The following is a 24,845-nucleotide window of genomic DNA, read 5'->3' as shown; positions in this document are numbered from 1 at the left end:
CCTGGCCGGGCTGCTCGCGCACGCCCGCAGCACCGCGTTGACCGGAACCCACGTCGTCCTGCTCAGCGGCCGCTGATGCCCCCCCCACCCCCCCCCCCGGGGGGGGCCCCCCACTCTTCGTGCCCCCGCCCCGGTACGAGCGAGCTGTCGGCTCAGGCCTCGGCCTGGTCCTCACGGAGGTTCTTCACCAGGTTCGGGTCGACCGGAACGCCCGGGCCCATGGTGGTGGTGAGGATGACCTTGCGGAGGTACTTGCCCTTCGCCGCGGACGGCTTGGCGCGCAGCACCTCGTCGAGCACCGCCGCGTAGTTGTCCACCAGCTGGGTCTCCGTGAAGGAGGCCTTGCCGATGATCAGGTGCAGGTTGGAGTGCTTGTCCACCCGGAAGGTGATCTTGCCGCCCTTGATGTCCTGCACCGCCTTGGTGACGTCCATGGTCACCGTGCCGGTCTTCGGGTTCGGCATGAGACCGCGCGGGCCCAGGATCCGCGCGATCCGGCCGATCTTGGCCATCTGGTCCGGCGTGGCGATCGCCGCGTCGAAGTCGAGCCAACCACCCTGGATGCGGGCGACCAGCTCGTCGGTGCCCACCTCGTCGGCACCCGCGGCGGCGGCCTCTTCGGCCTTCGCGCCGCTGGCGAACACGATCACGCGGGCGGTCTTACCGGTGCCGTGCGGCAGGTTGACCACGCCGCGGACCATCTGGTCCGCCTTGCGGGGGTCGACGCCGAGGCGCATGGCGACCTCGACCGTGGCGTCGAACTTGACGTTGGTGGTCTCCTTGGCCAGCTTCACGGCCTCGGAGGGGGTGTAGAGCTTCGACCGGTCGATGACGTCGGCGGCCTTGCGGTAGCTCTTGCTGCGCTGCATTGCTTATTACTCCTGTGGTCTCTGGCGGGCCGCTCGGCGCGGGCCCTCCCACGGTCGGGTCGTCGGCAGGGCCGAACGTCAGTCGCTGACGGTGATGCCCATCGACCGGGCGGTGCCGGCGATGATCTTCTCGGCCTGGTCCAGGTCGTTGGCGTTGAGGTCGGCCATCTTCTTCTCGGCGATCTCACGCAGCTGGGCGCGGCTCACCGAGCCGACCTTCTCGGCCTGCGGGACGCCCGAACCCTTCTGCACACCGGCGGCCTTGATCAGCAGCCGGGCGGCGGGCGGGGTCTTCAGCACGAAGCTGAACGACCGGTCCTCGAACACGCTGATCTCGGCGGGGACGATGTCGCCCCGCTGGGACTCGGTCTGCGCGTTGTAGGACTTGCAGAACTCCATGATGTTCACGCCGTGCTGGCCGAGCGCGGGGCCGACCGGCGGCGCCGGCGTGGCCTGGCCCGCCGGCAGCTGAAGCGTGAACGTCTTGACGAGCTTCTTCTTCGGAGGCATGTCACTTCCTGGGGCTTGGAGCTGGGAAAATGCGGCCGTCGCCGCCCTCGGGACGCGCACGGTCAGCGCGGTGCGACAGCGGCGACGTTCAAGAGTAGCGCAGGCCGCAGCCCACTCGTCCGCCGAGGTCGAGCGGGAGGGCGTACGCCGACGTCAGCGGCGGGCCGGGCCCGCCGCCGACGACCGGTCAGATCTTGGCGACCTGGTTGAAGTTGAGCTCCACCGGGGTCTCCCGGCCGAAGATCGACACCAGCACCTTGAGCTTCTGCTGGTCGGCGTTGATCTCGCTGATCGTGGCCGGCAGCGACGCGAACGCGCCGTCGGTGACGGTGACGGAGTCGCCGACCTCGAAGTCGAGGACCTTGATCTCCGGCTTGGCCTTCTTCTGCTCGGTCTCGACGGCCGGCGCCAGCCACTTCAGCACCTCGTCGAGGGAGAGCGGCGCGGGCCGGTCGGCCCGGTCGGTCGCGCCCACGAAGCCGGTCACACCCGGGGTGTTACGGACACACGAGTAGGACTCGGCGGTCAGCTCCATCCGGACGAGGATGTAGCCCGGGAAGACCTTGGCCTGGATCTGGGAACGCTTACCGTTCTTGACCTCGACCTCTTCCCGGGTCGGCACCTCGACCTGGTAGATGAAGTCCTCCATGTCGAGGCTCGTGATCCGGGTCTCGAGGTTGGTCTTCACCTTGTTCTCGTAACCGGCGTACGAGTGCACCACGTACCAGTCACCCGGGGCGTAGCGCAGCTTCTGCCGCAGCTCGGCGACCGGGTCGTACTCCTCGTCCGGCTCAGGCTCGGTGGTGGGGAACTCCGGCTCGCTGGCGGCCTCAACCGACTCGTCACCAGCCGCCGTCGCGACCGTGGACTGCTCGTCCACCGGTCCGGCGGTCTCGTCGTACTCAGGCACGCTCGCTCACTTCCGTCACTATCGGCTGGAGACAGCCGGTCAGTCCGAGTTGCCGAAGACGAACAACACGACCTTGGCGAAGCCGTAGTCCAGCACGCCCACGATCGTCAGCATCACCGCGACGAACGTGACCACCACGGCGGTGTACGTCAGCAACTCCTTACGGGTCGGCCAGATGACCTTACGCAGTTCGGCAACGACCTCGCGGAAAAACCGGGCGATGCGGCCGAACACGCCCACCCGACCGGTTTCCGACCTCGTGGTCGGCCGGCTGTCCGCCGATTCCGCCCGGGCGCGGGACCGCGTCGCGGTGCCTCCCCGGGAGACCGGCTCGTCCGCGCTGGTGGCGTCGTCGTCGGCTACGTCGTCGACGACCTCGTCGTCCAGACGATCGTCGCCGGCGTCCTCGCCGCGCCGCTTGTTGTCGGCCACTTCGCCCTCCGTCGCGGAATCTCGGGTCGCACGCCGGGCGGCGTGCGCGGCGCTGGTCACGCCAGCCGGGCCAAACCGTCCCGCGACGGGCCGCGGCCGGTGGATCAACCGGGGGTCCCGAATGCCTCGGAACCACCCCGCCGATGCCACCACCACGGGCCGGACGCCGCCTTGTCGGCGGCGCGACCCACGGGAACGGTCAGGCCTGAGGCGCAGGGGTGACAGGACTTGAACCTGCAGCCTGCGGTTTTGGAGACCGCTGCTCTGCCAATTGAGCTACACCCCTATGCGGCAACACTCGCCCCACGCGGTCACAGACGACCGTGCAGGGGTCACTTGCCCCACGGCGGACCAGTGTACGGGTAGGCGCCCGACTTTCCCAACCGGTCTCCCCGCCACGCGTGGCGGACCCGGTCGGGCGTGTCGTCGCCGACGGCCACCGAGGCGGTTCAGCGCCCGGTGCGGATGGTCGCCCGCGCCTGCGAGACCACCTTCTCGCCCAGACAGGTCGCTGTCACATCGAGCCGGGTCAGCCCGGCCTCGGTCACCTCACGGACCTTCGCGGTGACCTCGATCTCGGTCCCCTGGTCGTCGTCCGGGACCACCACCGGCCGGGTGAAGCGAACGCCGTACTCGACCACCGCGTCGGGCGCCCCGGCCCACTCGGCGACCGCTCGACCGACCAGGGCCATCGTGAACATGCCGTGCGCGATCACGCCGGGCAGCCCCACCTTCGTGGCGACCCGGTCGCTCCAGTGGATCGGGTTGAAGTCACCCGAGGCGCCGGCGTAGCGGACCAGGTCCGCCCGGGTCACCCGGAACGTCTTGACTGGCAGCTCCATCTCAGGCCTCCCCGCGAATGACGTACCGGGCCCAGACGGCGACCACCGGTTCCCCGGCGACGGTGCTCACGTCCGTGCGGGTGGTCAGGAAGCCGTGCCCGCCCCGGTTGCTGACGTCCTCGATGGTGTTCGTGCAGACCAGCTCGTCGCCCGCGACCACCGGCCGGGTGTACGCGAACCGCTGGTCGCCGTGCACCAGGCGGCTGTAGTCGACGCCGAGCGCCGGGTCCTCGATGATCTGGCGGCTCGCCGCCATGGTGACGATCACCGGGAAGGTCGGCGGGGCGACCACGTCCGGGTGGCCCAGCGCCTGCGCCGCCACCGGGTCGTGGTGGGCCGCGTCGGTGGCGCCGATGGCCGTGGCGAACTCACGGATCTTTTCTCGGCCCACCTGGTAGGGGGCGGTCGGCGGATACGTCCGGCCGACGAAGGAAGGGTCCAGAGACATGCCGCGAACCTACACGGAAAGCACAATCGCCGATCTGGTCGGCAGGCTGCGGCGGAACCGCGGCGTGCCGGTCAGATCGGCGATTGGAAAGGCTTCGTCAATGACCGGCGTGTGCCGGTCAGAGATCAGCGGGTCTCGCGGTGAACCGTGTGCCGGCCGTCGCGCGGGCAGAACTTCTTCAGCTCGATGCGGTCGGGGTCGTTCCGGCGGTTCTTGCGCGTGATGTAGTTGCGCTCCTTGCACTCCACACACGCCAAAGTGATCTTCGGCCGGACATCGGTAGCCTTCGCCACGGCGGAGTGCCTTCCTCGCTAACGGAAACAACTACGACGCGCCAGCCTAGACGCTGACAGCGCGGACATGCAAAGTGGGCGCCAGAAGCGCCCGTTCTTACGACCACCGGCAACGAGCCCGGAAGACGAGAGTAGCGGTGGCCGGACTTGAACCGGCGACACAGCGATTATGAGCCGCTTGCTCTACCATCTGAGCTACACCGCTGCGATGGGTCCAGCTGAACCCTCGAGCCCCCTTACGGAATCGAACCGTAGACCTTCTCCTTACCATGGAGACGCTCTGCCGACTGAGCTAAGGGGGCCTGCGCGATCTTCCCCGTGGGGCGCGCAGAAGTAAGAGTACACGCCCCGGCTCGGCAGGTGAAATCGGATCCCCGGTGATCGTCCAGGCCCAGCTCAGGGCACCACACGCAGCCGCGGAAGCTCCGTGCTGGAGATCGTCTCGGGGTCGACCTGGGCGCCGAACCAGGCCGCCAGCCGCTCGTACGGCAGCGGCCGGCTGAACAGGAAACCCTGCCCGATCTCGCAGCCGATGTCCTGAAGAAGCTCCAGGGTCAGCTCGCTCTCCACGCCCTCGGCGACCACGGCCAGACCGAACTGCTGCGAGAGCGTCACCACCGCGTTGACGATCGCCAGGTCCCCCGGGTCGGTCGCCATGCCCTGCACGAAGGACCGGTCCACCTTCACCTCGTGCACCGGCAGCCGGCGCAGGTGCGCAAGGGACGAGTCCCCGGTGCCGAAGTCGTCCACCGACAGCCGGACGCCGAGATCGCGGAGCCGGCGCAGGGTGGGGATGGGCCGGTCCGTGCCGTCCAGCACCCCCGACTCGGTGATCTCCAGGGTGAGGCGCTGCGCCGGCACCCCGTACTCGGTCAACAGCTCCTGCACCCGGTCCGGGAAGTGCTGGTCGGTGAGCGAACGGGCGGCGAGGTTCACCGCGATGGGCAGCGGCTGGTCGGCCTGGGCCCAGTCCCGGCTGCGCCGCAGCCCCTCGCGGAGCACCACCTCGGTGAGCCGGCTCAACTGGCCGGTGTGCGCGGCCACCGCCACGAAGTCCTCGGGAGCGACGGTGCCGTGCGTCGGATGCTCCCACCGGGCCAGGCACTCGACACCGACCAGGCGCCGGTCCCGCAGGGTCACCTTGGGCTGGAAGTAGACCTCCAGCTCGTCCTGGTCCAGTGCGCGGCGCAGGTCGCCGGCCAGACCCAACCGGCGCAGGGACCGGGACTCCAGCGCCGGGTTGAACAACTGCACGCTGCCGGGCACCGACTTGGCGGCGTTCGCCGCCAAGTCGACCCGGAGCAGCAGGGTCGCGGCATCGCTGCCATGATCCGGGTGTACGGCGACCCCGACGGCGGTGTTCACGTCGAGGGTGAGCGCGTCGAAGACCATCTCGTCGCGGATCTGGTCGCGCAGTTGACCGGCCAGCTCCAGCGCCGCGTCGGCGTTCTCCAGGCGCAGCGTCACCAGGAACTCGTCCCCGCCGGCACGGCCGACCAGGGCCGACGACGGCGCGCGGGCCCGCAGCCGTTTCGCCACCTCGACGAGGACCTTGTCCCCGGCCGCATGGCCGAGGGACTCATTGACCTGCCGCAGCCCGTCGACGTCGAAGAGCAGCAGCGCCACCACCTCGTCGGGCGCCCCGATCTTGACCGACTCGTCCAGCGCCCCGATGATCCGCCGCCGGTTGGGCAGCCCGGTCAACGTGTCGTGGTACGCGTCGTGCCGCAGTCGGTCGACCAGCCGCGAATTTTCCAACGCAACGGCGACGTGGGCGGCCACGGTCTCGAAGACCGGGATGTCAGCAGCCGAGAAGTGGCCGACGTCGCTGAGCCGGTTGACCACTTCGAGGGTGCCGATCACCGCCTGGCCGGACCGCAGCGGAACCACGATGAGGTCTTTGACCTTTTGCTTGCTGAGCGCCCCACGGACGTCCTCGTCATCGTCGAAGGCTCGGCCGGCGGCCAGCGTGCGGCCGGACTGCCGGACTCGTTCGCGGACGATCGAGGGGGTGAGCGCGACATCGAGCAGCCCGCGGTCATCGAGTCTGGCGCTCAACAGGACCTCGGGGTGGCGACCCTGGACCGGCAGCCAGAGCGTGGCGTACTCGGCCTGCATCAACGCGCGGACCCGATCCAGCAGCGCGTCGACCAGGCCGCCCTCCTGGCGGCTCTCGCTGACCGCCCGGGTCAACTCGTACATGCTCCCGAGCGTGCGGTGCTGGCGAAGGAACTGGGCGTACGAGCGGTAGACCAGGATGACTGCGATCGCCAGCACCGCGATCAGGAGCACGGACCACAGGTTGGACTCGATCGCCATCAGGATCACCAACCCGACGACGCTGTTGATCGCGCAGATCATCTGCGGGGCCGTGCCGTTGCGGATCAGTTCCCACCCTGCCTGCCACCCGTGCAGGAGAGTGATGACCGCGCTGATGGCTGCCAACGAGACCAAACTGTTGACACTGACCACCGCGAAGAGGACAGCCCAGGTCTTCGGACCCACCTCGTCGCCGATGGGAGGCAGCGCCACCAGGACGACGCCCGCAAGCGAGGCGGCTACGGCCGCTCTGGCGAGATTGAACCAGACCTTCGGGGCGCTGAGGCGTCGACGAAGCTGACCGATCAGAGCGGCCAGAACGGCAATCAGCACGACCGTCAGGGGCGGCAGATAGAAAAAGGCGAGGAGCAGTGGAATCTCGGTGACGATGACTTCGAGCGCCTGCCTACGCACCACAATCTGGAGCACTTGGGTGCTGACAACCACCATGACGGCGAAGATCACCGCCGCTCCGAGGAGGTTGCCCGGAGGTGGAGGCCCGGCCAGCGCGAGGACGAACGAGCAGACGATGGCCAGCACCGCCAACGGCCCGGTGATCAGCCAAGCCTGCTCGTTGGATCTCCGGGCTGGGGGCGAGTCAGGCCTCATTCCGCTCCCTCGCTGGGTGGTGCGGAGCGGGCCTATCGGACGACTGCAGCGCCCTTGTCAACGGCCGGAGCACCCCACGAGAAGTCGAACTGCTGGAAGTCGGTGGTCGCGCCTAGGAAGGAACCCGCGAACGCGACCGCGGCCGCGAACGCGAGGGCGGCGCGGAGGCGGCGAGGCGTCCGTCCATACATCAGCGTGCTCCTGTCGGGGGCAGAACAAGAATCAGTGCCCCCGATCGTGCCACAGTCGAATCGGCCCGCAAAGCCCACGTACGGCCGATCGGCATGGCCGACCGGGCGAGCCGGGCCGGTCAGATGGCCGCTCGGTGACAAGTAGCAGACGGAGCGTCTACGGAACGCGATCGCTGGCCAACCAGCGGCAAATAGAGCGGCTTCCAACCAAGGCGGCGATTCGGACCTTTACCCTCGCCCACCCCAGAGGCGACAACCCATGCATCCCTGACCATTGGACCTGGAGTGAGCTTTCGGCTGGCGACGCGCAGGCACTGCTCACTCTCCACTCACCACTGGAGTGCTGAGAGTAGCCGAAGCCGTCAGTCGTGACCAGGTTCAGCGCGTCGTGCGTCGCGCTCCTGCGCGCATGTCGCTGGCAGTTGGTCCAATGCCGATAGCACAGCCGAGCAGGTTGCCGTGAGCACCGAGCAGCGGACCTTGGCGGCCCGTCGCGTCCGTGCAGGCGGCGCCCACGTCGCCACCGTGCAACGCGTCCTGGAAAGAACCATCGTGCGCGGTTGGGGTCGGTGAGCGCGCCGACCACGCGAGCAGTTCGACGACCAACCCGGCCAGCCGTGCGTCACGGTAAGCGGTAGGGCGTCCTCGTGCTGCGAACGCAGTGCGATGAAGTGGATCTCCACGCCCCGTACGTGCTCGCACGGGCTGACTCAAGGGCAAGATCGACCTGTCCACAACCAGTCGTCAACGGCTGGACTCAGCCGGACTCGGCTAGATCAACGACAGCGGCCCCCGATCAGCATCTCTGCTGGTCAGGGGCCGTGTCTGCACCTGGTGGCGGGTAGAGGATTCGAACCTCTGAAGCTTTCGCGACGGATTTACAGGGCGTCCGTGATCTTGGTCGCGTTAGGTGTGCTGACCTGCTCCTTCTCGTCCCGCCGCACGGTCAAAGGTGCCGGCCGCCCACCATCTGCCCACGCCCCAAGGTTGGCCTTACATTCCCAACCTAACCTTCGAGGTTTTTTTGAGAGCTGGCGACAGCCCCGACACCACCTGCAGCCAGGCGAACGGTCCGGACTGAGTGTGCAACTTGCAGTATCGAGGTTTTTTTTTGGAGTCGGACGACTGGACGAAGGCTTCAGGACCGAAGGCGACGACGGTGCCCGTGAGAACAGCAGCAAGGCCCAGCATGATCAGTTGGGATAGCGACGGAGGCTCGACGAAGCCAGCAGAAGCTGCCGTCCAGGTGGCGCCTCCTGTGGCGAAGGCGCTCACAAGTCGCCGCCGACGCTCCCGACTCACTGCCATAGCGACGATGGTGCCATCGAGCTGCAACGTCATCCGAGCGCGTCGCCGATCTTGTCGTTCATGGTGTCGTCTCCCCCGTCGATGCAGTTGGCGTAGACCCGGAGCAGGACGGCGACGCCGTGGCCCAGGCGCCGGGCGACCTCGGTCGGCGGGACACCGGCATTCAGCCAGAGCGAGGCCGCCGCGTGCCGCAGGTCGTAGGGCCGGCGGACGAGCGGCGAGGCAACCTGCGATTCGGTCAACGCCTGCTCGCGAGCGAGCTTCCACCATCGGTCGTAGACCGACTCGGAGAGCGGCCCACCGTGCAGGCCCCGGAAGAACCGACCGTCCGGGCCCACCCCGTGATTCTCGATGTGCGCGCACAGCAGCTCGACGAGCCGAGGCGGGATCGGGACCGTCCGAGTCTCGGCTCTCCCCCGGTGCTTGAGTCCCCGCCGCTCGTGGGAGCCGCCGTCATCGGTCCAGTGCGACCCGGCGCGCGGCGAGGTACCGGCGAGCACCAGGCGACCCCAGCGATATTCGATCTTCTCGTGCTCGCAGGACCGGGATGGCTTGACCGCCGCCAGGTCGTCGAAGTCGGCCCCGCAGTCGGCGCACCGGCCGGCAAGGTCGCAGTCCTCTCGCCGTAGGTCCGCGGCTTCCGAGGGACGCATCCCCGCGTAGTAGAGACAGCCGAAGAAGGCCGTGACCTTGTCGGCGCGTTTGCCGAGAGATTTCACCGCCTCCAGCAGCGTGGCGACCTGGGCCGGGTTCGCCACCACCCGCCGGTCGATGGACTGCGCGACCTCGGGAGCGGTCCACTGGACCCGGTCGACCGGGTTGGAGGCGATCAGCTCCAGCTCGACGGCATACCCGAGGACGTTGTAGAAGGTGGCCCGCTTCCGCTGGACGGTGGAGGCAGCCGCGGGCTTGCCGTCGAGGCGTACGCAGAGGCTGTCGAGGACGCGGCGGACCATCGCGGGCGAGTCCAGCTCGACGACCGGGACCGACGCGGTTTCCAGCCAGGCCAGCGCCGCCGAGTGCTCGGCCGGGATCTCGTCGGACCAGCGGCGGGGGTTGAGGCCGTAGAGGTACAGCGCCTCACGGAGCAGCGCGTCAGTCGGTCGGCCCCGCTTTGCCGGCCGGGTCAGGGTCACCGTGATCGAGGTCAGTGCTTCAACGATCGAGCGCCGGGTCTTGGCCGCCGCCCGGGGCCACTTCATCTCGACGTACGCGCGGCTGTGCGCGTACCAGGTGGTGGGGTTCTTGGTTCTGGCCTCGGAGACCGGACGGCCGGTGGCCGGGTCGAAGGGCTCCCCCGCATTGGCCGCCTGGACCAGCTCGGCGCGGAACGAATGCGCCAGGGCCTTGGTACGGAACATGTCCTCGAAGCGTTGGCCGCTCACCGCCCAGCGGACCCGCCACGGCCGAGCCTTCCGGTCAGCGCGCTTGGCGATCTCCCAGATCTGGACCTCGTAGCTATTCATGCGGCGTCCTGCTCCAGGTCGCCGAGCCACCGGCCGAGCGCCGACCGACGGACCCGGAGCTGCCCGTTCGGGAGCTTGATCACCCGTGGTCCCTTGCCGGTCTGCCGCCAGTAGAACCAGGTGGAGCGCGGTACGCGCAGCTCGGCGAGCACTTCCGGCACGGTCAACAACTCCTCATTCACTGCGTTTCCTCCCCGTCGTGCTGTGCGCTGTGCTGAGTTGCCGAAAGATCTGGGGACCCCTGCGCTGCCCGGTCCTTGGCGGCGAGCAGTTCGGATCGCCAGCGGGCGCGTTCGCTGATCGACCGCATGAGCCGGTGGGTCATGGGGCCGACGTCGGGGTCGTCGGGTCGGGCCAACTCCCAGGCGTGCCGGACCCGTTCGGTGGTGGCACCCTGGTCGTCGACGAGTTGCGTGCCGTCGGTGGTGACGCCGAGCAGTGCCCGCACCCAGGCCCGCGCGTCGTGCTTGTGGTCGGCGAGGGTCTTGCCGGACCAGTCGCGGGAGATGAGGATGCGCCGGCCGCCGATGCCGAGGGTGTCGCGCTGGTGGACCTTGCCCTTACAGCGGCCGGGCTTGAGCTTGGCGTGTGCCTTCTTGGGCTGGACGCCGTAGAGCAGCCAGTTGGCGCACCGGTCGGTGCAGGGCGTGATCTGGAGTTGCTGCCAGAGCCGGTCGAGGTGCTTGCGTTGCCGGTCGGTGGTGGCCTTGTGGCAGTCGCCGGTGTGCTTGGTGATGTATTTCGTGACGTACCGGATGGTCCGTTCGGCGTCCTCAGTGCCGGGCATGACGCCGCGGGCGTCGACCTGGGTGCCGAAGCGCACGACGTGCACCGGTTCCGCGTCCGGGTCGTCGTCGATGGTGTCGAGGGCTTCCGTCCAGGTGGTCAGCGGCTCGCGGGTGTCCGGGTCGACCCATGTCGCTGCCTGTTCGTCCCAGATCGGGAGGCGGTCGAGGGTGTAGCGCTGGACGTCGACCGAGGGCCACCACACCTGGTGATAGGTCGCCGCCGCCACGGTGCGGAGGACGTCGCGAGGGATGGTGCCTCGGATGGCGAAGTGGGCGTGTGGGGCGAGTCGGCGTTGCGGCTCGACGCAGCCGGCGTACTGGACGTTCCAGCCCTCGCAGCGACGCAGGTTCTGCCAGAACCGGTCGAGGAGTCGGGGGAAGTGCACGGCGTCCCAGGCTGCGCGGCGGTAGTCGTACCTGGCCGGGTTGACGGGGGTGCCGTCGGGGCGGACCGGGCCGTACGAGTCGAGGGTGAGGGTCAGCCACATCGACGGTTGGTAGGTGGAGCCGTCCGGGGCGGTGTAGGTCTTGCCGACGGTGCGGCGCTCGACTTTGCGCCGGGGCAGTTCGGGGGCATCTTGGCGCCGCTTTGTGGAGCGCTTGCGCCGTGGGCCGGGCTCGTCGTCCTGGTCCTCGTCGTCGCTGGTGTGGGGTGGTCCGACGCGTCCGCGTAGGCCCTCAGCGGCAATGGCTTCCTCTACCTCGCGGATTGCCTCGTCGAGGTCGGTCACCTGGTCCCACTGGGCGGCGCGGACGGCCTCGTCGCGGGAGAACTCCAGGTGTGCGCGGAACAGGATCAGCGACTTCTGCGCCTCGGTCGCGGGTTCGGGGCCGGGTAGCGGCTCGTCGTCGCGGTGCCAGCCCTCGCGGATCTGGGCTTGCCGTAGCCGGCGGTTCTTCTTGGCGCACGGTGGACATTTGTCCTCGCGGGTCGCGCCGCAGGGCAGGTCGATGACTTCGGTCAGGCCGTTGTCGAGGTCGGTGCGGCGCATGGCGAGCGGGCGGACGCAGACGCCGTACTCGATGGCGATGTCTTTGAGGACGTCGATCGCGCGGGGCAGGGCCATGCGGGCCGCCCGCGACCCCGGCCGAGGAGCAACCGGGGTCGGGGCGGGTTCGAGACCGGGCAGGGTGGGAGCCGTCATCGGATGATCCCGACGACCTGGGGCCGGTTGGGCTGGATGGCCTTGATCGGGGGCAGCACCGCAGCTGATGCCGGCGGCATCACCGGAGCCGGCGGCGCGGGTTCGACAGGCTGCGGCTCGTCGTACCAATCGCCCTGCGGCTGATCGGGCTCGGGCGCCGGCGGGGTGGCGGGTGCGGTGGACAGGACGACCTTGACCAGGGCGAGGAAGGCCAGCGAGGGCACTGCCGCGACGATCCAGCCCCAGACGGATGGTTCGGCTTCGGCGACCTGGGCGGCGAGGGAGAGCAATGCGAACGCGATGAGGAGCACGCCGACCAGGCCGACGGGTTGACCGTTGCGGCGGCGGGCGCGGATCTCCAGGCCGAGGTAGATGGCCATCAGCTCGACGGCTACGGCGTTGGCCCAGCCGATCCAGTCGGGTTGGCCGTGGGCAACGGTCAGGTCGTGGACGTGGGTGAAGGCGGCAGCGCCGGCCATGGTGCCGACGACGAGCAGGATCAGCACCCGGACGCCGGACTCGGCGCGTTCGCGGATCATCGGCCGCTGCCGTTGTCGCGGATGGTCAGGGTGATGCTGATCTGTTGGCCGTTGAGGTCGCGGCGGCGGTTGACCATGTGCGCGAGGCCGTGCAGGGCACCGGCGAGTCGGTCCGGGGAGCCGTTGAGTTGGATGTGCAGCGGCTTGAGGCGGTGGGTGCCGAGGAAGAAGCTCTTGAGGGACATCGGTTACCTCCGGGCCGGAGCGACGCGGGTACGGATGTGCTCGGGTGGCTCGCCGAGGGAGGCCACCGCTTCGGAGAGGCAGCGCCACAGCGCCCACGCCTCGTCGGGGGTCAGGGACATGCGACGCCGGCCGCCACCGACGGCGAGATAGACCGGGTACGCGTCGGGCCGGGCGGGGTCGACGCGGACGGACACGGCCGTGCTGGTGGCGCCGTCGGTGCCGGGGGCGCGGAGCCGGTAGAAGGTTCGGCCGTCGGTCGGTGCGGTCACCGCGGCTCACCCCCGTCGGCGTCCCGGTCGAGGATGTTCAGCAGCGAGTCGGGCAGCAGCGGTCCACGACGCTGCCGGGGCAGAGGCGGCCGGGCCGGTTCGGTGGCGGTTTCCCGGCCGACCTGGGCGAGGATGTCCGCCGCGTCGGCCGGCGCCGGGTACTCCGCGGCCAGCTCCCGGATGTGGTCGTCGGAGATGTAGGAGAAGCGGACCCGGGCTGGCTCGGGAGTGCCGTCGAGGATCACGTAGCCGACGCCCTTAGCCCATCGCGGCATCTGGTCGGCGAGGGCACCCCGGTTGCGGGCACCGTCGCCCAACACGAGGTCGACCTGAGCGGCCTCGGTCAGGCCGAGCGCGATCCGTGTCGGAAACAGATCCCGGAACGGCAGCACCTCCTTGCGGGGATCCTGCAACGCGGCCACCACCAGGACGCCAACGCCGGCCCCCTGCGACAGCAGCAACCCGAGCGACCCGGCGATGCGCTTGCGCAGGTCAACGTCCTGGAGGTACGCGGTTAGTGCCGCCATCTCGTCGATGACGACCACGACCAGGGGGTCATCCAGGGTCGGAGTGTGGACCCGCACCGCGCCGGCAAGGCGGGTCTGCCGTTCCCGCATGACGGTCACGGCCTCGTCGAGCAGGTCGGCCATGGCCTCGAAGGACTTGCAGGCGAACCGGGCGAACAGCGGCCGACCCATGGCGAACTCCATGCCGCCCTTGGGATCGATCACCCAGAGCCGGACCAGTCCGGAGGAGATCCCGCCGGCCAGGACGCGGACCAGCGACCACAGCACCGAGCCCTTCCCGGAGCGGGTGGCGCCGCCGATGAGGACGTGGGTGGCGAGCAGGTGCAGGCACCAGTGCCGCAGGTCTTCCCGCCGAGCCAGGGGTAGCGCGGTGAAGTCGGGCACCGACGGGATGTCGAAGGGGTCGACCAGGGTGCGCAGCGCATCCGTGCGGACCACCACCAGGTAGACCACCGACGGCCGGTCCCGGAACCGCAGCCGGTCCACCGCGCCCAGGACCAGCGCCCAGTAGCCCGACCGGATCGGCGGGTCATCGGGACGCTCGGAGTAGACCCGGGCGTGCCGCCGACCGAAGGCGTACGCCAGGTTAGCCGTCGCCTTCTGGAACTCCTCCGGTGTCTGGCCGCGGACCATGCGGATGGTCAGCACATCGAGCGCCTGATCCGAGCGGACCCGCAGCAGCTCCGGCAGGACCGTGCGATGGTCGTACACCTTGGCCAGGCCGCATAGCGTCATTGCCTCACGCCAGGCCCGCCGGTAGACGAAGAGTTGACGGAAGCGGCCGAGGATCGGGCCGGCGCACCAGGCCCACCAGGACGACTCGTGCCGCCACCGCCAGATGGCCGAGACGGCAGCGGCCAGGACGACGGGCACGATCACGCCGGCCCGGCCGAACTCGCGGCAGAGGGTCACCCCGGCCACGACCAGGCCGACGGCGACCGGGTGGCGAAGGCACCACCACAGGCCCCGCCACAGCCAGCGCAGGACCAGGCCGACCGCGATCAGCCAGACCGGCAGCTCCAGCCGACGCGGTCGGATCACCATCAGGTCCCCGGCGGTGGTCATCACGACCTCGCCGCGCGGGCGGCGCATCATCGGGCGCCCGCCACTGTGGGCCGCCGCAGGACGGCGGGCATACGCTTGGACATGTCACTACCTCTCTCGACAGAGCAGGGGAAAGAGACAGAGGGCGGGGCTGCCGTCCGCCAAGACCTGACAGCCCCGCCCTCACCACATGCGGCTACTGCGCCGCCTTCGAAGCCACGCCCGCCGGGGCACGCATCCCGGTCGCCCGCAGCGAATACGCCATCCGACCGTTGTTGCCCACGTAAGGCGTGACGGTCATGCCGTCGAACTCCACCGCCTCGAACAGGCCACCCGTCGGCGGCACCGGCTGGTAGTCCGCCGAGATCTTCACCGTCGTCTCCCGCGACCGCTTCCCCAGCTCCGGATCCAGGTCCATCACCCGCACCTGCCACACCCGCTGGCCGGTCAGCTTGTCCTTCGCCGGGCTACGCCGGCCGGTCTTCTCGTCGTAGTCCTCGACCTCGCCCAGAGACTCGGGCACCAACGCGCACCCCGCCGGGAACACGTCCTCACACCGCACCGCGAACCTCGTACCGCCGCGCAGAGCCATCGCTCAACCTCCACTTGTTAACTTGTCTGCCAAGTTGCACTCCAAGGTAGACGACACTTGGCAGACAAGTCAACGTTCTGCGCCTCAGGGTGCGGCGGACCGTGGGGTCGATGAGGGAGGATCAAGGCGTGGACGCCCAGCGAAGCCCCAGGTACCTGAAGTTCGTAGCGGAGGCCGTCAGCACCTTTCGCAGCGAATTCATGCACTTCATGGAATTGCACGTCGCCAACGAAGAAATAGCGCGGGGGGGCCGCACCAGCCGCGCTTCCTCTCGATGACGCCGATCCTGCGAAGATCCGCGAGGTCCGTTCTCGGGTTTCCCGAGCAGCGGGTCGAGCATTGGAAGCTACCTCCCTTACCAACAGCTACATAATGGTTCAGGGCGTCGGGAAAATTGACCCGATTGCCAATTGGGCCTCAATCACCGACCCGAAGCCGGTCGTTGAACCCAGCAACGTATTGGATGCTTGCGACCAGATGCTGGGGCGCATAGAAGCCATGATTGCCAGGGCCGAAGCTGAAGCGGTCCCACTAGTCGGCGTAGAAGCCATGCATCCTGTGGTCTGGGGCGCCGCCGGGAGACTTTGGCGTGACGGACACTTCCGCCAAGCTGTGGCAGCGGCAGCGGAGGCTGCAATGGCCACCTTGAAGGCGCGGACGGGAAGGAACGACGTCGCCGAAACAGCTCTTTGGCAAGAGGTATTCTCGGATCGGGCACCAGCCCCCGGGAAGCCCCGCTTGAGATGGCCAGGACCCATGGGTGATCGAGACGTCAAGACCATGAATGATGGACTGCGACAGTTCGCCCCTGGCGTTCAGATGACCATTCGAAATTCGGCGGCCCACGGAATTGGCACGCTCGACGAACAGGCGGCGCTGGAGAGGCTCGCTACACTCAGCTTGCTTGCCAGGTGGGTCGACCACTGCGAACTGGCCGAGGCTCCACAGGCCAGCCCTAGCCCGGAATCTTGATCTAGGAAGCAACCCTAACCCCAGCCCGCTTCCCGCTGGAGGGGCCTTGAGCGACCCGCAGATCCCTCGGCAGTTTCGGAAGTTCGCGCCATATGCAATCAGGGCATAAGCGGTCAAAGTCTTCGACGATTTCGAACTGCGCCCGAAATGAATCCGCTTCGCGCAACCGCTACTCACTCAACCTCGTGCGGAGAGTTCACCCTCCCCACGGCTGCGCGTGATCGCCAATCCCTTGAATTTCCAGGAGAACGAGGCGGACGCCTCAACCCATAGCGTGACCATCGTCTATCACAACCTTGTCCATGTTTACATGGACAAGGTTTAGATGACCGTCAATGTAGCATGTGCGAGGGCAGCCGCAAAATCGCTCGGATCGTCCAGGTGCTCCCCTACCCCTCGTCGAGCATTGACCGGCTAACTTCGACATCGCGGCGAGATCTTCCCCGAGGTTCATTGAAATTCGGGATACCTCGCCGAGACAAGTGCCGGCAGACGTTGCTTGACTGAAGGAGGTGTAGATGACTGAGATTCAGTTCTCGATGCGGATCCCGCGCGAGGTCGCAATCCAGATCATCATCGTGATCGTGGTGGTTGTTGGCGGTGCCAGTCTGGCTATGTGACGAGCACCATTCACCTCGGGTGGAGGGGTCAGTGCGTGGACCCTTCCACCCGACCCGCCGGCCTTGAAGAGGGTGTAACTGTCGTAGTTGGGGTACTGACGTACGATGTCAGAGGAACAGCCACGGCAGTCAGTCGATGAGGCGCACCAGCGGCCCGCCGAGCTAGATAATAAGACCGTTGAGGCGCTGGGCGAGTTGAGTAAGGCGTTGGAAACGATCCATCGGGTGCGAGGTCACCTGTACTCGGCGCACCAACTCGTCGGTGGGGCGGACCTCACCCTTGACCGGGTGGTGAAGCTGCTCCGCGAGGCCGCCCACGACGAGATGGCCGACCGGGTTGAGCACGAGCTGTTGGGGCGCAACCTGCTACCCGGCCGGTGGACGTTCCAGATCGTGGAGGAGTTCGACGACGGCTACTACGCCGCGTTCCAGGAGATCGAGCGGGAAGCGCGGGAGAAGCTGGCCGGCGGTCGGCGGCACATCTTCGAGGCGGAGATGAAAGAGCGGCGGCGTACTCACGGGATGCCGGGACACGAAGCTACGCCGTAGCGCTGCCAGCAAAGCCGTTCGGGATCATCGAGGCCAGCGCGTTGGCTCTGGCCTCGATGATCCTCATACGTGCCTGATACTCGGCCGGTTCCCGGTGTGCGGCCTGGCTGGTGACTTGGCCGGGCCACTTGCGGTAGAGGAGGCCGTATTCGCGGGTGAAGTAGCCCGCGGTGACCGCGTTGGCGGCGAGCAGGAGGCCGGTGTCCTCGGAGGCGGGCAGGGCCATCCAACCGCCCAGGGCGAAGACGAGATCTCGCCGCAGGCACAGGGTCGCCGGGTGCACCGATGCGCGGTAGCCGTTGGCCTGCCAGAACGACAGGACCGAACTGCGGTCGATGATCCCGCCAGCCGGGTCCTTGTCCCATCCGGCGGTCGAACCGTCGGGCAGCAGGTCGAGTACCCGCGAGGTGGTCCAGCCGATCTGCGGATGCGCGTCGAACGCGGCGATGTCCCGGGCGAGCGCGCCGGGGGTCAACTGGTCGTCAGCGTCCAGGACCTTGATGAGCTGCCCGGCGACACGGGAAAGGGCGAGGGTACGGGCGACACCAGGCCCCCCGGGACGGCCGGTGCCCAGACTTATTCGAGGATCGTCAGGCAGCGCGTCGGCCAGGGCGCCGGTCTGCCCGTCCTCCTGGACCAGCCATTCCCAATCCCAGCCGGCAGGCATCTCCTGCTTGGCCAACGACTCGTAGGCGCCAGCCAGGTGCTCGATGCTGGGCGCGTGGACCGGGGTGATGACCGAGACGAGCTGCGTCAAGTTTTCCACCGCTGGAGTTTGTGGGAGTAGACAAGCTCGGTGCGGTCGCCCGGCATCACCACGTCGGCGACCTCGACGACGCGACCCGTGGTGTCGATCGAGGTCTTCCGGACGGTGAGCACGGAGACGCCGGGGTCGATGTCCAGCAACTCAGCCTCGTCGGGCGACGGAGGGCGAGCGCGGATCTCATCGTCGATCCGGTCCAACTCGATGCCCAGCGTGTGGAGCTGATGCTGTGTTCCGCCCGGCCACGGCTCCTTGCCCGCGTCGAGCAGGTCCGGATTCGCGGCCACCAAGTCATAAGGCAGGTAGGAGTACGACACGGTCAGCGGCGCGTTCTCGTGCCGCGACGACGTCCAGTAGACCCGGCGCAGCAGCTGCGTACCCGGCTCGACCTGCAAGGCCGCCGCCATCTCTGCATCTGCCTGCACCTGGGAGTACTCGGCGTGGAACTTCAAATCGTCGACGGTCAGGCCGGTGTCGTGCTCCGTGGCGCCAGTCTTCAGCCGCTCGTCCTCGTCGAGCAGGACGCGATCCTTTTCCCACTGGTACCGCTCGGTGTTACGACGGCGTACCCGCTGGCGGGGTGCCCGCACGTAGGTGCCGCGTCCCTGCTCCGCACGGACCAGGCCCCATTCGCGGAGCTGCCGGATGGCGTTGCGGACGCTTGTGCGTGACAGGCCCGAGGTGTCGGCCAGCTCGGTCTCGCTGGGCATGAGAGTGCCGGGGGCAAGTTCACCGCTCACGATCTTCGCCCGCAACTCCTCCGCGAGTTGCAGGTAGCGAGGGCGCCAGTCCCGGCCTTGCACACCGGCCACCGTACCCCCTAGACGTTCCAACGTCTGCCAGGTGGTCCCGCCCGCGGGTCGCTCCGGAACCGGCGGCATTGCTACCGCTGCTCGCGGTGGCCGCGCAGGGCGCAGGCCAGGAGCACGAGGAACGGCTGAGCCCCGACGGGTGTTGGCGTTCACCGCGTCTCTCCCGCCTGCTCGCCACCATCGGCCGGTGCCAACATCTCCAGCTGGGCGTATGCCAGCTCGTCAATGAGCCGGTCCACCTGCGCGGACGACAACAGTACGGTCTGCGTCGCGCCGTATCGGGTCGCATCGAGCTTCACGGCCAGGTCCCGGCGGGCGAACCGGTCAACGACCAGTTGGACGGTGACCCAGCCGGTTCGCTCCCTCCCGACCGTGGAGAGAAACCCGCGGTGCATCGGGTCGTTAGGCCCGCAGCCTCGACACCAGACGGGGCACACGACCGACGCGATCGGCGGCACCGGCCGGCCTTCCGCAAGCGGGACACCCTCACTCATCGTCGGCCCCTGGCCGTCCGAGTACCTGCTTCACCAGGTCGCCAAGTTGCTCCGCCAGTTCGATCGCTTGCAGCAACGACAACTCAGCCCAGGCGTTCCCGCCCCGGCACGTCGCGTGAACACCGACCATGGCGCCACCCAGAGCCTCCGCACTGATGAGGTACGTGACGACCAGCCCGCCCGCCCGACTCTCACCGACCCGCTGCATGGGGCCACGATGACGGCGGGCCATGTGCGCCATCAGCGGCGGCACCAGGTAGCCACAGCGATCCGGGGCACACCAGTCCGGGTGGCTCGTGACTGCAGCCGGCTTGTTCGTACGACTCATCGCGGCCACCGCCCGCCGCTGCCTCGGTAAAGCTGAGCCCGCGTCATGAGCGGCGCGGAGCGGTGCGCAGGCAGTTCACGGATGGCGCCCGTCGACCACCGCGGTGAGGAGGTTGCAGAAAGCGCGCGAGGACCCGACGGAACGTTGCTGGTAACACCCCGGGCAGATGGGCGCCTCCGGGACCACCAGGACGAGAACCAACGGTACCGACGATGAGAGCCGGACATCGCACCTCCACAGGTAGACGGGGGCCGGTGGCCAGCCACGGGGGAATGCGGCCGGCCACCGGCCCGGATGAAGGCACGGCGCACCGTCCGACGCCGGACGGGTCGGGTATCGCCGAGCCAACTTGTACGCGCGGCTACCGCAACCGGTCCGACAGGACGCCGCGCTTCAGGTGCGGCCAGGGCCGGCGCGAGGCCACCCCTGACACGAGCCGTCACCCCAGCCGCACACCGAGAAACGTATCTACAAGTAGACGAGTTGTCTAGACGTCGAAACGGGTCACTTGGTTGGCACTTGGTAAGACAAGTGCCAGGTACGGTGAGCAGGTGCCCACCCCGCACTACGGACAGCCCCGCTACCGCGCCATCGCCGAAGAGTTGAGAGAGCAAATCGAGAGCGGCGTTATCGCGCCCGGAGCCCTCCTGCCGACCGAGAGCACCCTCACCGCCGAATTCCGGGCAGCGCGCGGCACGGTCCGTCAGGCGATAGCCGCGTTACGCGAGGCAGGCTTGGTAGCCACTGAACACGGCCGCGGCACCTACGCAACCCCTCAGCAACATCAGCCCGACATAGACGAGGGTTCCGAGACGGAAACGCAACAGCGCCGAGTCGCCGCCGACGCGGAGCTTGCGGCCCTTTTCGCCGTCGAGGTGGGCACGACCCTGATGGAACAACAGAGCCTCGCTCGAACAAGCGGAGCCGTCCGAACAGTAACTAGGACCTACCGGCTGCTACCGACAGAGCGACAAAGCAGTTCGCACCTTTAATTCATCCTCAAGATGGCGCCGCACGCGCCGCAGCCTGGGCGCGCCTCGGCCACAAGCCCGCCCGACGCAGGGGAGACACGTCGACTGTGGCACCGAACTGGCGACGGTCGGATGGGATGGGATGGGACCTCATGGTCGAGGGCACCCACGCTCGCTCTGCCCCGGCCTGGACGACCCTGCGACGACGGCCGACGATATCGATGCCCACGCTTGCCTCACTGACGGAATCCAGCGTTAGGCCGTCTCCATAACGCAGCCTGGTCCATGAATCGGCCGTCAGAGGTCAGCCATGGTTGGTCGCCAGCGACCGGCAAGGCCAGAAGAAACACCTGTCCAGGCCCCAATAGAGCGCCTGGCGTGACGGGCGACGGACGAGTCGACCTGCAGCCGGCGTCTGATTGCGTCGTGCGGTACTGCCGGCAGGCTGACTCCCGGGTGGTCGACTCGCGGGAGGCCGACGACGGCCAGCTCATCCGACGGCGGCGGTCCTGCCCGGAGTGCGGCAAGCGGTTCACCACCGTCGAGGAGGCGGTCCTCGCGGTCGTCAAGCGCAGCGGGGTGACCGAGCCGTTCAGCCGCACGAAGATCATCGGCGGGGTGCGTAAGGCGTGCCAGGGCCGGCCGGTGGACGACGACTCACTCGCGCTGCTCGCGCAGCGGGTGGAGGAGACCGTCCGGGCCAAGGGGGCCGCCGAGATCCCCAGTCACGAGGTGGGCCTGGCGATCCTGGGCCCGCTGCGCGACCTGGACGAGATCGCCTACCTGCGGTTCGCCAGTGTCTACCGCTCCTTCGACTCACTTGCCGACTTCGAGCGCGAGGCAAGGGCCGGGCGTTCCCAGGCTCAGATGCCGGTAGGGATCGAGAAAACACTACGAGAAGGAGGAAGCATGACGGAAGGTCACGTCCGGGGCGATATATGTCCGATTGCCCAGGAGGAAATTCCGAGCGAAGTTGTCGAAGGAAGGCGTGTGTGCTGTCGATGCGGGAAGCGGTGGCCGCACCGCGAGCGAGCCCGTGCTGCGACGAGTTCGGCTTGAGATCAGAGATTGACACCGGCGGCCACCATTAGACACGGGCACGCCTACTCGAATTGACTCATCTCTCAATATCGCGGCAGTGACAATCTAGTCTTCCAAACATTCAGCATTTAACCAGCCTTGGCACCCCTCCTATAAATCCCGCCGCCACGAACGCAACAATCAACTTCCGACGAGGGGACTTTGATGACAGGGGGATAATCATCAGCTGGCTCGCTTTCCAAGCCTACGAACTCAACCACCGCCCTCGACTCAGCCCCCACATAATGACCCATACTCCAGCCAACCGGCAGAACGTGTCGATTGAGAAAAGCGCGCGTCACAACCGATCCTTCAAACTCCACACTCGCCCCAAAAATCGCCCGCCGAAAATTCACTGCATCATTGAAATAGCAGCGAGTGAAACCCGCCCTCTGAATGAAACGGGAACCTTCGAAGACCAAAGCCCCGAAGCTGGCCGCATCGAAATCCGCGCCTCCCAAAAACAATGAAGACGCAAAGCTACTACTCTTCTCGAAGTTCACGTAGTTAAAAGCCGCACCAGCTTGGAACACAACTCCAGTCGCATCAATTACTCCAAAATGAGCACGTTCGAACCGAACTTCCTCCACGAACGCACTTTCGCTCATCGCAAGAAGCGAAGCCTGAACGTCGCGAAAGTCAGCTAAACCTGCGAAGGTGGCTCCAACGAAAGTTGCCTGCTCCCAGCGACTAGATGAGAAGATCGATCTTCCGTAGAAGATAGCCCCATCGAAGACAGCTCGATCAAATTCGACCCCGGAAAAGTCCAAGTCCAGCAGGGACGCACCCGCCAGGTTCAGCGCCACATGATCCCACTTCCGAAAACTTCCGTTCAGAGTTGGACCTCTTGAAGGAATGCCAGCAACTGATGCGGGAGACGAATCAGAAAGTTCAGCTCGGTGCAGGTGCCTCCGCAACACGGACTGGACGGTTAAGCGTACCTCTCGCTCTCGCAGGGCGGCGTCGAGTCTCACTCGATGCCCTTCCGATTCAATTTCACCCACAGCTGGATCAAACTCCAGGTCACTCGGGTTAAACGGCATGCGTAGGTACGCGCACAACAGGTCGACAATTGTTTGCCTTTGGCTTGGCGTGTCGTCAGCAAGCCTCTCAAGCGCGTACACTCCAGCCATACGGATCGGCGCCTTCTCTGAACCGAGCTGTTCTGCCGCCTTGACGTACAGCTCTGTAATTCGCTTCTCTGTAGCGTCAACTTCAACATAGTCGGCGGTGCGCTGCTTCAGATAAAGATCATCACGATCGAGGCGCTCCCTCACATATTGTCGCCGGAGCGCCAAGAGCAGCGCAACCACAGCCCCCATTGCCGCAGCGACCCCTAAGGCATTTCGGATAGCGTCCAGTTTAATCTGAGTGCGCCGCAATGTTATGTCTGCCTGCTCGACGACAGAAAGCGAGCCTGAAGTTAGGCCGTCCCCCTCAAGGGCGGTTCTCCACATCCATGCAGCAGCCATCAGGACAAGCAGAAGAAGAACAACCGTGCCGACAACAAGAGTGATTGGACGCAGGGGTTCGTAGCTCCGCCAATCCCTGATGCGTTTTCCCGCCCTGTTGGTCTTGAGCGATCGTTTCCAGAGCGCCCGCGGTCCCAACGAAGTCGTGGCGGCACGTACTGCCATGGCACGGAGCCTCTGTCTTGCCCACATACGGCCGCGCTTCATCGGACTACCTTGCCGAATTCACCTCTTTGAGATCAAGGCGCCGCGCTCCGCGCGGCGCGGGCGGTGAGCCGGCCGGTGGCAAGCCGCCCCGGCCGCCTCCGGCGCCGGGGCGGAGAGCCACCGACTGCCGCCGGGCCGCCGCCCCGAACTCCACTGATGCAGACACAGGATGACCACGGTCAGGCGGCACGGAAGCCAGCAGGTCGACCTGATCGAGGGTCAGGGCTTCCGACTGCCGCGCCAGTCCAACCCCAGGACTGGCTTGCCCCCGGCCCATCTTCCGTAGCCAGCAGAGCCCGACAAGCAGCCCTCAGCCGGTCGCTCCAGGCGCGCGGCCCACGTCAGGCCGGCAACTCACTAAAGCACGAGCGTGGCAGCCCCAGGAGAGCCCTGAGAGGCAAGATCGACCTGCCCACCATCTGCCCACAACCAGTCATCATCGCCTGGACCCAGCCGGACTCGGCTAGACGAACGACAACGGCCCCCGATCAGCATTACTGCTGGTCAGGGGCCGTGTCTGCACCTGGTGGCGGGTAGAGGATTCGAACCTCTGAAGCTTTCGCGACGGATTTACAGTCCGCTCCCATTGGCCGCTCGGGCAACCCGCCAGGGCACCCCACCGCGTCGTAACGCGGCGGCGGAAGCAAGGATAGCGGCTCACCCCGGGACCGGCGCAACCGGGTACGGTCAGGGGGTCGTGCCGCTGGTCGGCGGCCGACGGCACGCCCGGACCGCCCGACAGCAGGAGCAGAAGCATGCCAGCGAACCCGTCATTCGACATCGTGAGCAAGGTCGACCGCCAGGAGGTCGACAACGCCCTTCGGCAGGCCGAGAAGGAGCTCTCGACGCGGTTCGACTTCCGCGGCACGGGCGCGGAGATCTCCTGGTCGGGCGAAGAGGCGATCGGCCTCCAGGCGGAGACCGAGGAGCGGGTCCGCGCCGCGCTGGACGTGTTCAAGGAGAAGCTGGTCAAGCGGAACATTTCGCTGAAGTCGCTGGACGCTGGCGAGGCGCGCCCGTCCGGCAAGGTGTTCAAGATCGACTGCAAGGTGATCCAGGGCATCGAGACGGACAAGGCCAAGGCGATCAGCAAGAAGATCCGCGACGAGGGCCCCAAGGGCGTCCAGGCGCAGATCCAGGGTGACCAGCTGCGCGTCACCGGCAAGAAGCGGGACGACCTCCAGGCGGTCATCTCGCTGCTCAAGGGCGAGGACTTCGGCGTGGCCCTCCAGTTCACGAACTACAGGTGAGGGCGCCTGCCGCCACTGGTCGACAGCGATGCGACGGCGC

General features: G+C 67.4%; 28 protein-coding genes, 4 tRNA genes and 1 pseudogene. 5 read left to right on the top strand and 28 right to left on the bottom strand.

The window, feature by feature from the left end:
- Nucleotides 1–152: 152 nt before the first annotated feature.
- The 22 genes from rplA to ACLQ26_RS13875 all read right to left on the bottom strand — a co-directional run bounded on the left by rplA (nt 153) and on the right by ACLQ26_RS13875 (nt 15,287).
- The gene (rplA, locus tag ACLQ26_RS13980) at nt 153–869 is read right to left on the bottom strand and encodes a 50S ribosomal protein L1 (protein WP_425744798.1); all 717 of its coding nucleotides are present in this window, start codon (nt 867–869) and stop codon (nt 153–155) included.
- 78 nt (nt 870–947) lie between these two features.
- On the bottom strand, nt 948–1,379 hold the full coding sequence (gene rplK / locus ACLQ26_RS13975; RefSeq protein ID WP_007465329.1) for a 50S ribosomal protein L11: 432 nt from the start codon (nt 1,377–1,379) through the stop codon (nt 948–950).
- A 187-nt stretch (nt 1,380–1,566) separates the two neighbouring features.
- Nucleotides 1,567–2,289: a transcription termination/antitermination protein NusG gene (gene nusG, locus ACLQ26_RS13970; protein WP_139582412.1), complete on the bottom strand. Its 723-nt coding sequence runs from the start codon at nt 2,287–2,289 to the stop codon at nt 1,567–1,569.
- 39 nt (nt 2,290–2,328) lie between these two features.
- Nucleotides 2,329–2,721 carry a preprotein translocase subunit SecE gene (secE, locus tag ACLQ26_RS13965; RefSeq protein ID WP_007465334.1) on the bottom strand — a complete coding sequence of 131 codons (393 nt, stop codon included), beginning with the start codon at nt 2,719–2,721 and terminating at the stop codon, nt 2,329–2,331.
- Between the two features lie 213 nt (nt 2,722–2,934).
- Nucleotides 2,935–3,007 (bottom strand) — tRNA-Trp (locus ACLQ26_RS13960).
- 163 nt (nt 3,008–3,170) lie between these two features.
- The gene (locus tag ACLQ26_RS13955; RefSeq protein WP_425744797.1) at nt 3,171–3,563 is read right to left on the bottom strand and encodes a MaoC family dehydratase; all 393 of its coding nucleotides are present in this window, start codon (nt 3,561–3,563) and stop codon (nt 3,171–3,173) included.
- A gap of 1 nt (nt 3,564) precedes the next feature.
- The gene (locus tag ACLQ26_RS13950; RefSeq protein ID WP_266246361.1) at nt 3,565–4,011 is read right to left on the bottom strand and encodes a MaoC family dehydratase N-terminal domain-containing protein; all 447 of its coding nucleotides are present in this window, start codon (nt 4,009–4,011) and stop codon (nt 3,565–3,567) included.
- Nucleotides 4,012–4,136: 125 nt separating this feature from the next.
- Entirely contained in the window at nt 4,137–4,304 is a 168-nt protein-coding gene (gene rpmG / locus ACLQ26_RS13945) for a 50S ribosomal protein L33 (RefSeq protein WP_007073056.1), read from the bottom strand.
- A gap of 132 nt (nt 4,305–4,436) precedes the next feature.
- Nucleotides 4,437–4,509 (bottom strand) — tRNA-Met (locus tag ACLQ26_RS13940).
- 24 nt (nt 4,510–4,533) lie between these two features.
- Nucleotides 4,534–4,606 (bottom strand) — tRNA-Thr (locus ACLQ26_RS13935).
- A 94-nt stretch (nt 4,607–4,700) separates the two neighbouring features.
- Complete coding sequence (locus ACLQ26_RS13930; RefSeq protein WP_425744796.1) at nt 4,701–7,232, bottom strand: putative bifunctional diguanylate cyclase/phosphodiesterase; 2,532 nt, start codon at nt 7,230–7,232, stop codon at nt 4,701–4,703.
- Nucleotides 7,233–7,264: 32 nt separating this feature from the next.
- A complete protein-coding gene (locus tag ACLQ26_RS13925) occupies nt 7,265–7,423 on the bottom strand; it encodes a hypothetical protein (protein ID WP_425744795.1) in 159 nt (52 codons plus the stop codon).
- 362 nt (nt 7,424–7,785) lie between these two features.
- On the bottom strand, nt 7,786–8,106 hold the full coding sequence (locus ACLQ26_RS13920) for an epoxide hydrolase N-terminal domain-containing protein (protein ID WP_425744794.1): 321 nt from the start codon (nt 8,104–8,106) through the stop codon (nt 7,786–7,788).
- 310 nt (nt 8,107–8,416) lie between these two features.
- Complete coding sequence (locus tag ACLQ26_RS13915) at nt 8,417–8,764, bottom strand: hypothetical protein (protein ID WP_425744793.1); 348 nt, start codon at nt 8,762–8,764, stop codon at nt 8,417–8,419.
- Nucleotides 8,761–10,197, bottom strand: a complete 1,437-nt coding sequence (locus tag ACLQ26_RS13910; RefSeq protein WP_425744792.1) for a tyrosine-type recombinase/integrase — start codon at nt 10,195–10,197, stop codon at nt 8,761–8,763. The genes ACLQ26_RS13915 and ACLQ26_RS13910 overlap by 4 nt, the downstream gene beginning before the upstream one ends.
- Nucleotides 10,194–10,379 carry a helix-turn-helix transcriptional regulator gene (locus tag ACLQ26_RS13905; RefSeq protein WP_030329852.1) on the bottom strand — a complete coding sequence of 62 codons (186 nt, stop codon included), beginning with the start codon at nt 10,377–10,379 and terminating at the stop codon, nt 10,194–10,196. Before ACLQ26_RS13905 ends, ACLQ26_RS13910 begins: the two co-directional genes overlap by 4 nt.
- On the bottom strand, nt 10,376–12,130 hold the full coding sequence (locus ACLQ26_RS13900; RefSeq protein WP_425744791.1) for a replication initiator: 1,755 nt from the start codon (nt 12,128–12,130) through the stop codon (nt 10,376–10,378). Before ACLQ26_RS13900 ends, ACLQ26_RS13905 begins: the two co-directional genes overlap by 4 nt.
- A complete protein-coding gene (locus ACLQ26_RS13895; protein ID WP_425744790.1) occupies nt 12,127–12,669 on the bottom strand; it encodes a DUF2637 domain-containing protein in 543 nt (180 codons plus the stop codon). Before ACLQ26_RS13895 ends, ACLQ26_RS13900 begins: the two co-directional genes overlap by 4 nt.
- The gene (locus ACLQ26_RS13890; protein ID WP_425744789.1) at nt 12,666–12,854 is read right to left on the bottom strand and encodes a hypothetical protein; all 189 of its coding nucleotides are present in this window, start codon (nt 12,852–12,854) and stop codon (nt 12,666–12,668) included. Before ACLQ26_RS13890 ends, ACLQ26_RS13895 begins: the two co-directional genes overlap by 4 nt.
- Before the next feature lie 3 nt (nt 12,855–12,857).
- Nucleotides 12,858–13,124: a hypothetical protein gene (locus tag ACLQ26_RS13885; protein ID WP_400447636.1), complete on the bottom strand. Its 267-nt coding sequence runs from the start codon at nt 13,122–13,124 to the stop codon at nt 12,858–12,860.
- Nucleotides 13,121–14,716 carry an FtsK/SpoIIIE domain-containing protein gene (locus ACLQ26_RS13880; protein WP_425744788.1) on the bottom strand — a complete coding sequence of 532 codons (1,596 nt, stop codon included), beginning with the start codon at nt 14,714–14,716 and terminating at the stop codon, nt 13,121–13,123. The genes ACLQ26_RS13885 and ACLQ26_RS13880 overlap by 4 nt, the downstream gene beginning before the upstream one ends.
- A 175-nt stretch (nt 14,717–14,891) precedes the next feature.
- Nucleotides 14,892–15,287, bottom strand: coding sequence for a hypothetical protein (locus tag ACLQ26_RS13875; RefSeq protein ID WP_030329838.1), 396 nt, complete (start codon nt 15,285–15,287; stop codon nt 14,892–14,894).
- Between the two features lie 372 nt (nt 15,288–15,659).
- On the opposite strand from ACLQ26_RS13875, the gene ACLQ26_RS13870 reads away from it, so the two are divergent.
- Complete coding sequence (locus tag ACLQ26_RS13870; RefSeq protein ID WP_425744787.1) at nt 15,660–16,259, top strand: TIGR02391 family protein; 600 nt, start codon at nt 15,660–15,662, stop codon at nt 16,257–16,259.
- A 725-nt stretch (nt 16,260–16,984) separates the two neighbouring features.
- Nucleotides 16,985–17,428 carry a hypothetical protein gene (locus tag ACLQ26_RS13865; RefSeq protein ID WP_425744786.1) on the top strand — a complete coding sequence of 148 codons (444 nt, stop codon included), beginning with the start codon at nt 16,985–16,987 and terminating at the stop codon, nt 17,426–17,428.
- On the opposite strand, the gene ACLQ26_RS13860 is transcribed toward ACLQ26_RS13865, so the two are convergent.
- The 4 genes from ACLQ26_RS13860 to ACLQ26_RS13845 all read right to left on the bottom strand — a co-directional run bounded on the left by ACLQ26_RS13860 (nt 17,418) and on the right by ACLQ26_RS13845 (nt 19,825).
- Nucleotides 17,418–18,194, bottom strand: a complete 777-nt coding sequence (locus tag ACLQ26_RS13860) for a glycosyltransferase family 2 protein (RefSeq protein ID WP_425744785.1) — start codon at nt 18,192–18,194, stop codon at nt 17,418–17,420. The genes ACLQ26_RS13865 and ACLQ26_RS13860 overlap by 11 nt on opposite strands.
- Entirely contained in the window at nt 18,182–19,003 is an 822-nt protein-coding gene (locus tag ACLQ26_RS13855) for a GntR family transcriptional regulator (protein ID WP_425744784.1), read from the bottom strand. The genes ACLQ26_RS13860 and ACLQ26_RS13855 overlap by 13 nt, the downstream gene beginning before the upstream one ends.
- Before the next feature lie 149 nt (nt 19,004–19,152).
- Complete coding sequence (locus tag ACLQ26_RS13850; protein ID WP_425744783.1) at nt 19,153–19,497, bottom strand: precorrin-4 C11-methyltransferase; 345 nt, start codon at nt 19,495–19,497, stop codon at nt 19,153–19,155.
- Nucleotides 19,490–19,825 (bottom strand): hypothetical protein, encoded by a 336-nt coding sequence (locus tag ACLQ26_RS13845; RefSeq protein WP_425744782.1) that lies wholly within the window; start codon nt 19,823–19,825, stop codon nt 19,490–19,492. Before ACLQ26_RS13845 ends, ACLQ26_RS13850 begins: the two co-directional genes overlap by 8 nt.
- A gap of 551 nt (nt 19,826–20,376) precedes the next feature.
- On the opposite strand from ACLQ26_RS13845, the gene ACLQ26_RS13840 reads away from it, so the two are divergent.
- Entirely contained in the window at nt 20,377–20,817 is a 441-nt protein-coding gene (locus tag ACLQ26_RS13840) for a GntR family transcriptional regulator (RefSeq protein ID WP_425744781.1), read from the top strand.
- A gap of 405 nt (nt 20,818–21,222) precedes the next feature.
- A pseudogene (gene nrdR / locus ACLQ26_RS13835) lies at nt 21,223–21,675 on the top strand (transcriptional regulator NrdR); the annotation flags it as partial.
- Nucleotides 21,676–21,965: 290 nt separating this feature from the next.
- On the opposite strand, the gene ACLQ26_RS13830 reads toward nrdR, so the two are convergent.
- Both ACLQ26_RS13830 and ACLQ26_RS13825 read right to left on the bottom strand, forming a co-directional pair.
- Nucleotides 21,966–23,513 carry a pentapeptide repeat-containing protein gene (locus ACLQ26_RS13830; RefSeq protein WP_425744780.1) on the bottom strand — a complete coding sequence of 516 codons (1,548 nt, stop codon included), beginning with the start codon at nt 23,511–23,513 and terminating at the stop codon, nt 21,966–21,968.
- A gap of 566 nt (nt 23,514–24,079) precedes the next feature.
- Nucleotides 24,080–24,163 (bottom strand) — tRNA-Tyr (locus tag ACLQ26_RS13825).
- 147 nt (nt 24,164–24,310) lie between these two features.
- Here ACLQ26_RS13825 and ACLQ26_RS13820 point away from each other — a divergent pair.
- Nucleotides 24,311–24,805 (top strand): YajQ family cyclic di-GMP-binding protein, encoded by a 495-nt coding sequence (locus tag ACLQ26_RS13820; protein WP_007465350.1) that lies wholly within the window; start codon nt 24,311–24,313, stop codon nt 24,803–24,805.
- The last annotated feature ends 40 nt before the right edge of the window (nt 24,806–24,845 follow it).

Origin of the sequence: Micromonospora sp. DT43 (genome assembly GCF_049841645.1) — a bacterium.
GTDB lineage: Bacteria > Actinomycetota > Actinomycetes > Mycobacteriales > Micromonosporaceae > Micromonospora.
This window is presented reverse-complemented; position numbering and strand designations above follow the sequence as displayed.

Coding starts and splice junctions, on each gene's coding strand:
- ACLQ26_RS13880 (WP_425744788.1), bottom strand. CDS start 14,716: ATGACCACCGCCGGGGACCTGATGGTGATCCGACCGCGTCGGCTGGAG.
- rplK (WP_007465329.1), bottom strand. CDS start 1,379: ATGCCTCCGAAGAAGAAGCTCGTCAAGACGTTCACGCTTCAGCTGCCG.
- ACLQ26_RS13925 (WP_425744795.1), bottom strand. CDS start 7,423: ATGTATGGACGGACGCCTCGCCGCCTCCGCGCCGCCCTCGCGTTCGCG.
- ACLQ26_RS13850 (WP_425744783.1), bottom strand. CDS start 19,497: ATGAGTGAGGGTGTCCCGCTTGCGGAAGGCCGGCCGGTGCCGCCGATC.
- ACLQ26_RS13830 (WP_425744780.1), bottom strand. CDS start 23,513: ATGGCAGTACGTGCCGCCACGACTTCGTTGGGACCGCGGGCGCTCTGG.
- rplA (WP_425744798.1), bottom strand. CDS start 869: ATGCAGCGCAGCAAGAGCTACCGCAAGGCCGCCGACGTCATCGACCGG.
- ACLQ26_RS13910 (WP_425744792.1), bottom strand. CDS start 10,197: ATGAATAGCTACGAGGTCCAGATCTGGGAGATCGCCAAGCGCGCTGAC.
- ACLQ26_RS13915 (WP_425744793.1), bottom strand. CDS start 8,764: ATGACGTTGCAGCTCGATGGCACCATCGTCGCTATGGCAGTGAGTCGG.
- ACLQ26_RS13930 (WP_425744796.1), bottom strand. CDS start 7,232: ATGAGGCCTGACTCGCCCCCAGCCCGGAGATCCAACGAGCAGGCTTGG.
- ACLQ26_RS13890 (WP_425744789.1), bottom strand. CDS start 12,854: ATGTCCCTCAAGAGCTTCTTCCTCGGCACCCACCGCCTCAAGCCGCTG.
- ACLQ26_RS13870 (WP_425744787.1), top strand. CDS start 15,660: ATGGTTCAGGGCGTCGGGAAAATTGACCCGATTGCCAATTGGGCCTCA.
- ACLQ26_RS13875 (WP_030329838.1), bottom strand. CDS start 15,287: ATGGCTCTGCGCGGCGGTACGAGGTTCGCGGTGCGGTGTGAGGACGTG.
- ACLQ26_RS13950 (WP_266246361.1), bottom strand. CDS start 4,011: ATGTCTCTGGACCCTTCCTTCGTCGGCCGGACGTATCCGCCGACCGCC.
- ACLQ26_RS13895 (WP_425744790.1), bottom strand. CDS start 12,669: ATGATCCGCGAACGCGCCGAGTCCGGCGTCCGGGTGCTGATCCTGCTC.
- ACLQ26_RS13955 (WP_425744797.1), bottom strand. CDS start 3,563: ATGGAGCTGCCAGTCAAGACGTTCCGGGTGACCCGGGCGGACCTGGTC.
- ACLQ26_RS13865 (WP_425744786.1), top strand. CDS start 16,985: ATGTCAGAGGAACAGCCACGGCAGTCAGTCGATGAGGCGCACCAGCGG.
- ACLQ26_RS13845 (WP_425744782.1), bottom strand. CDS start 19,825: ATGAGTCGTACGAACAAGCCGGCTGCAGTCACGAGCCACCCGGACTGG.
- ACLQ26_RS13900 (WP_425744791.1), bottom strand. CDS start 12,130: ATGACGGCTCCCACCCTGCCCGGTCTCGAACCCGCCCCGACCCCGGTT.
- ACLQ26_RS13820 (WP_007465350.1), top strand. CDS start 24,311: ATGCCAGCGAACCCGTCATTCGACATCGTGAGCAAGGTCGACCGCCAG.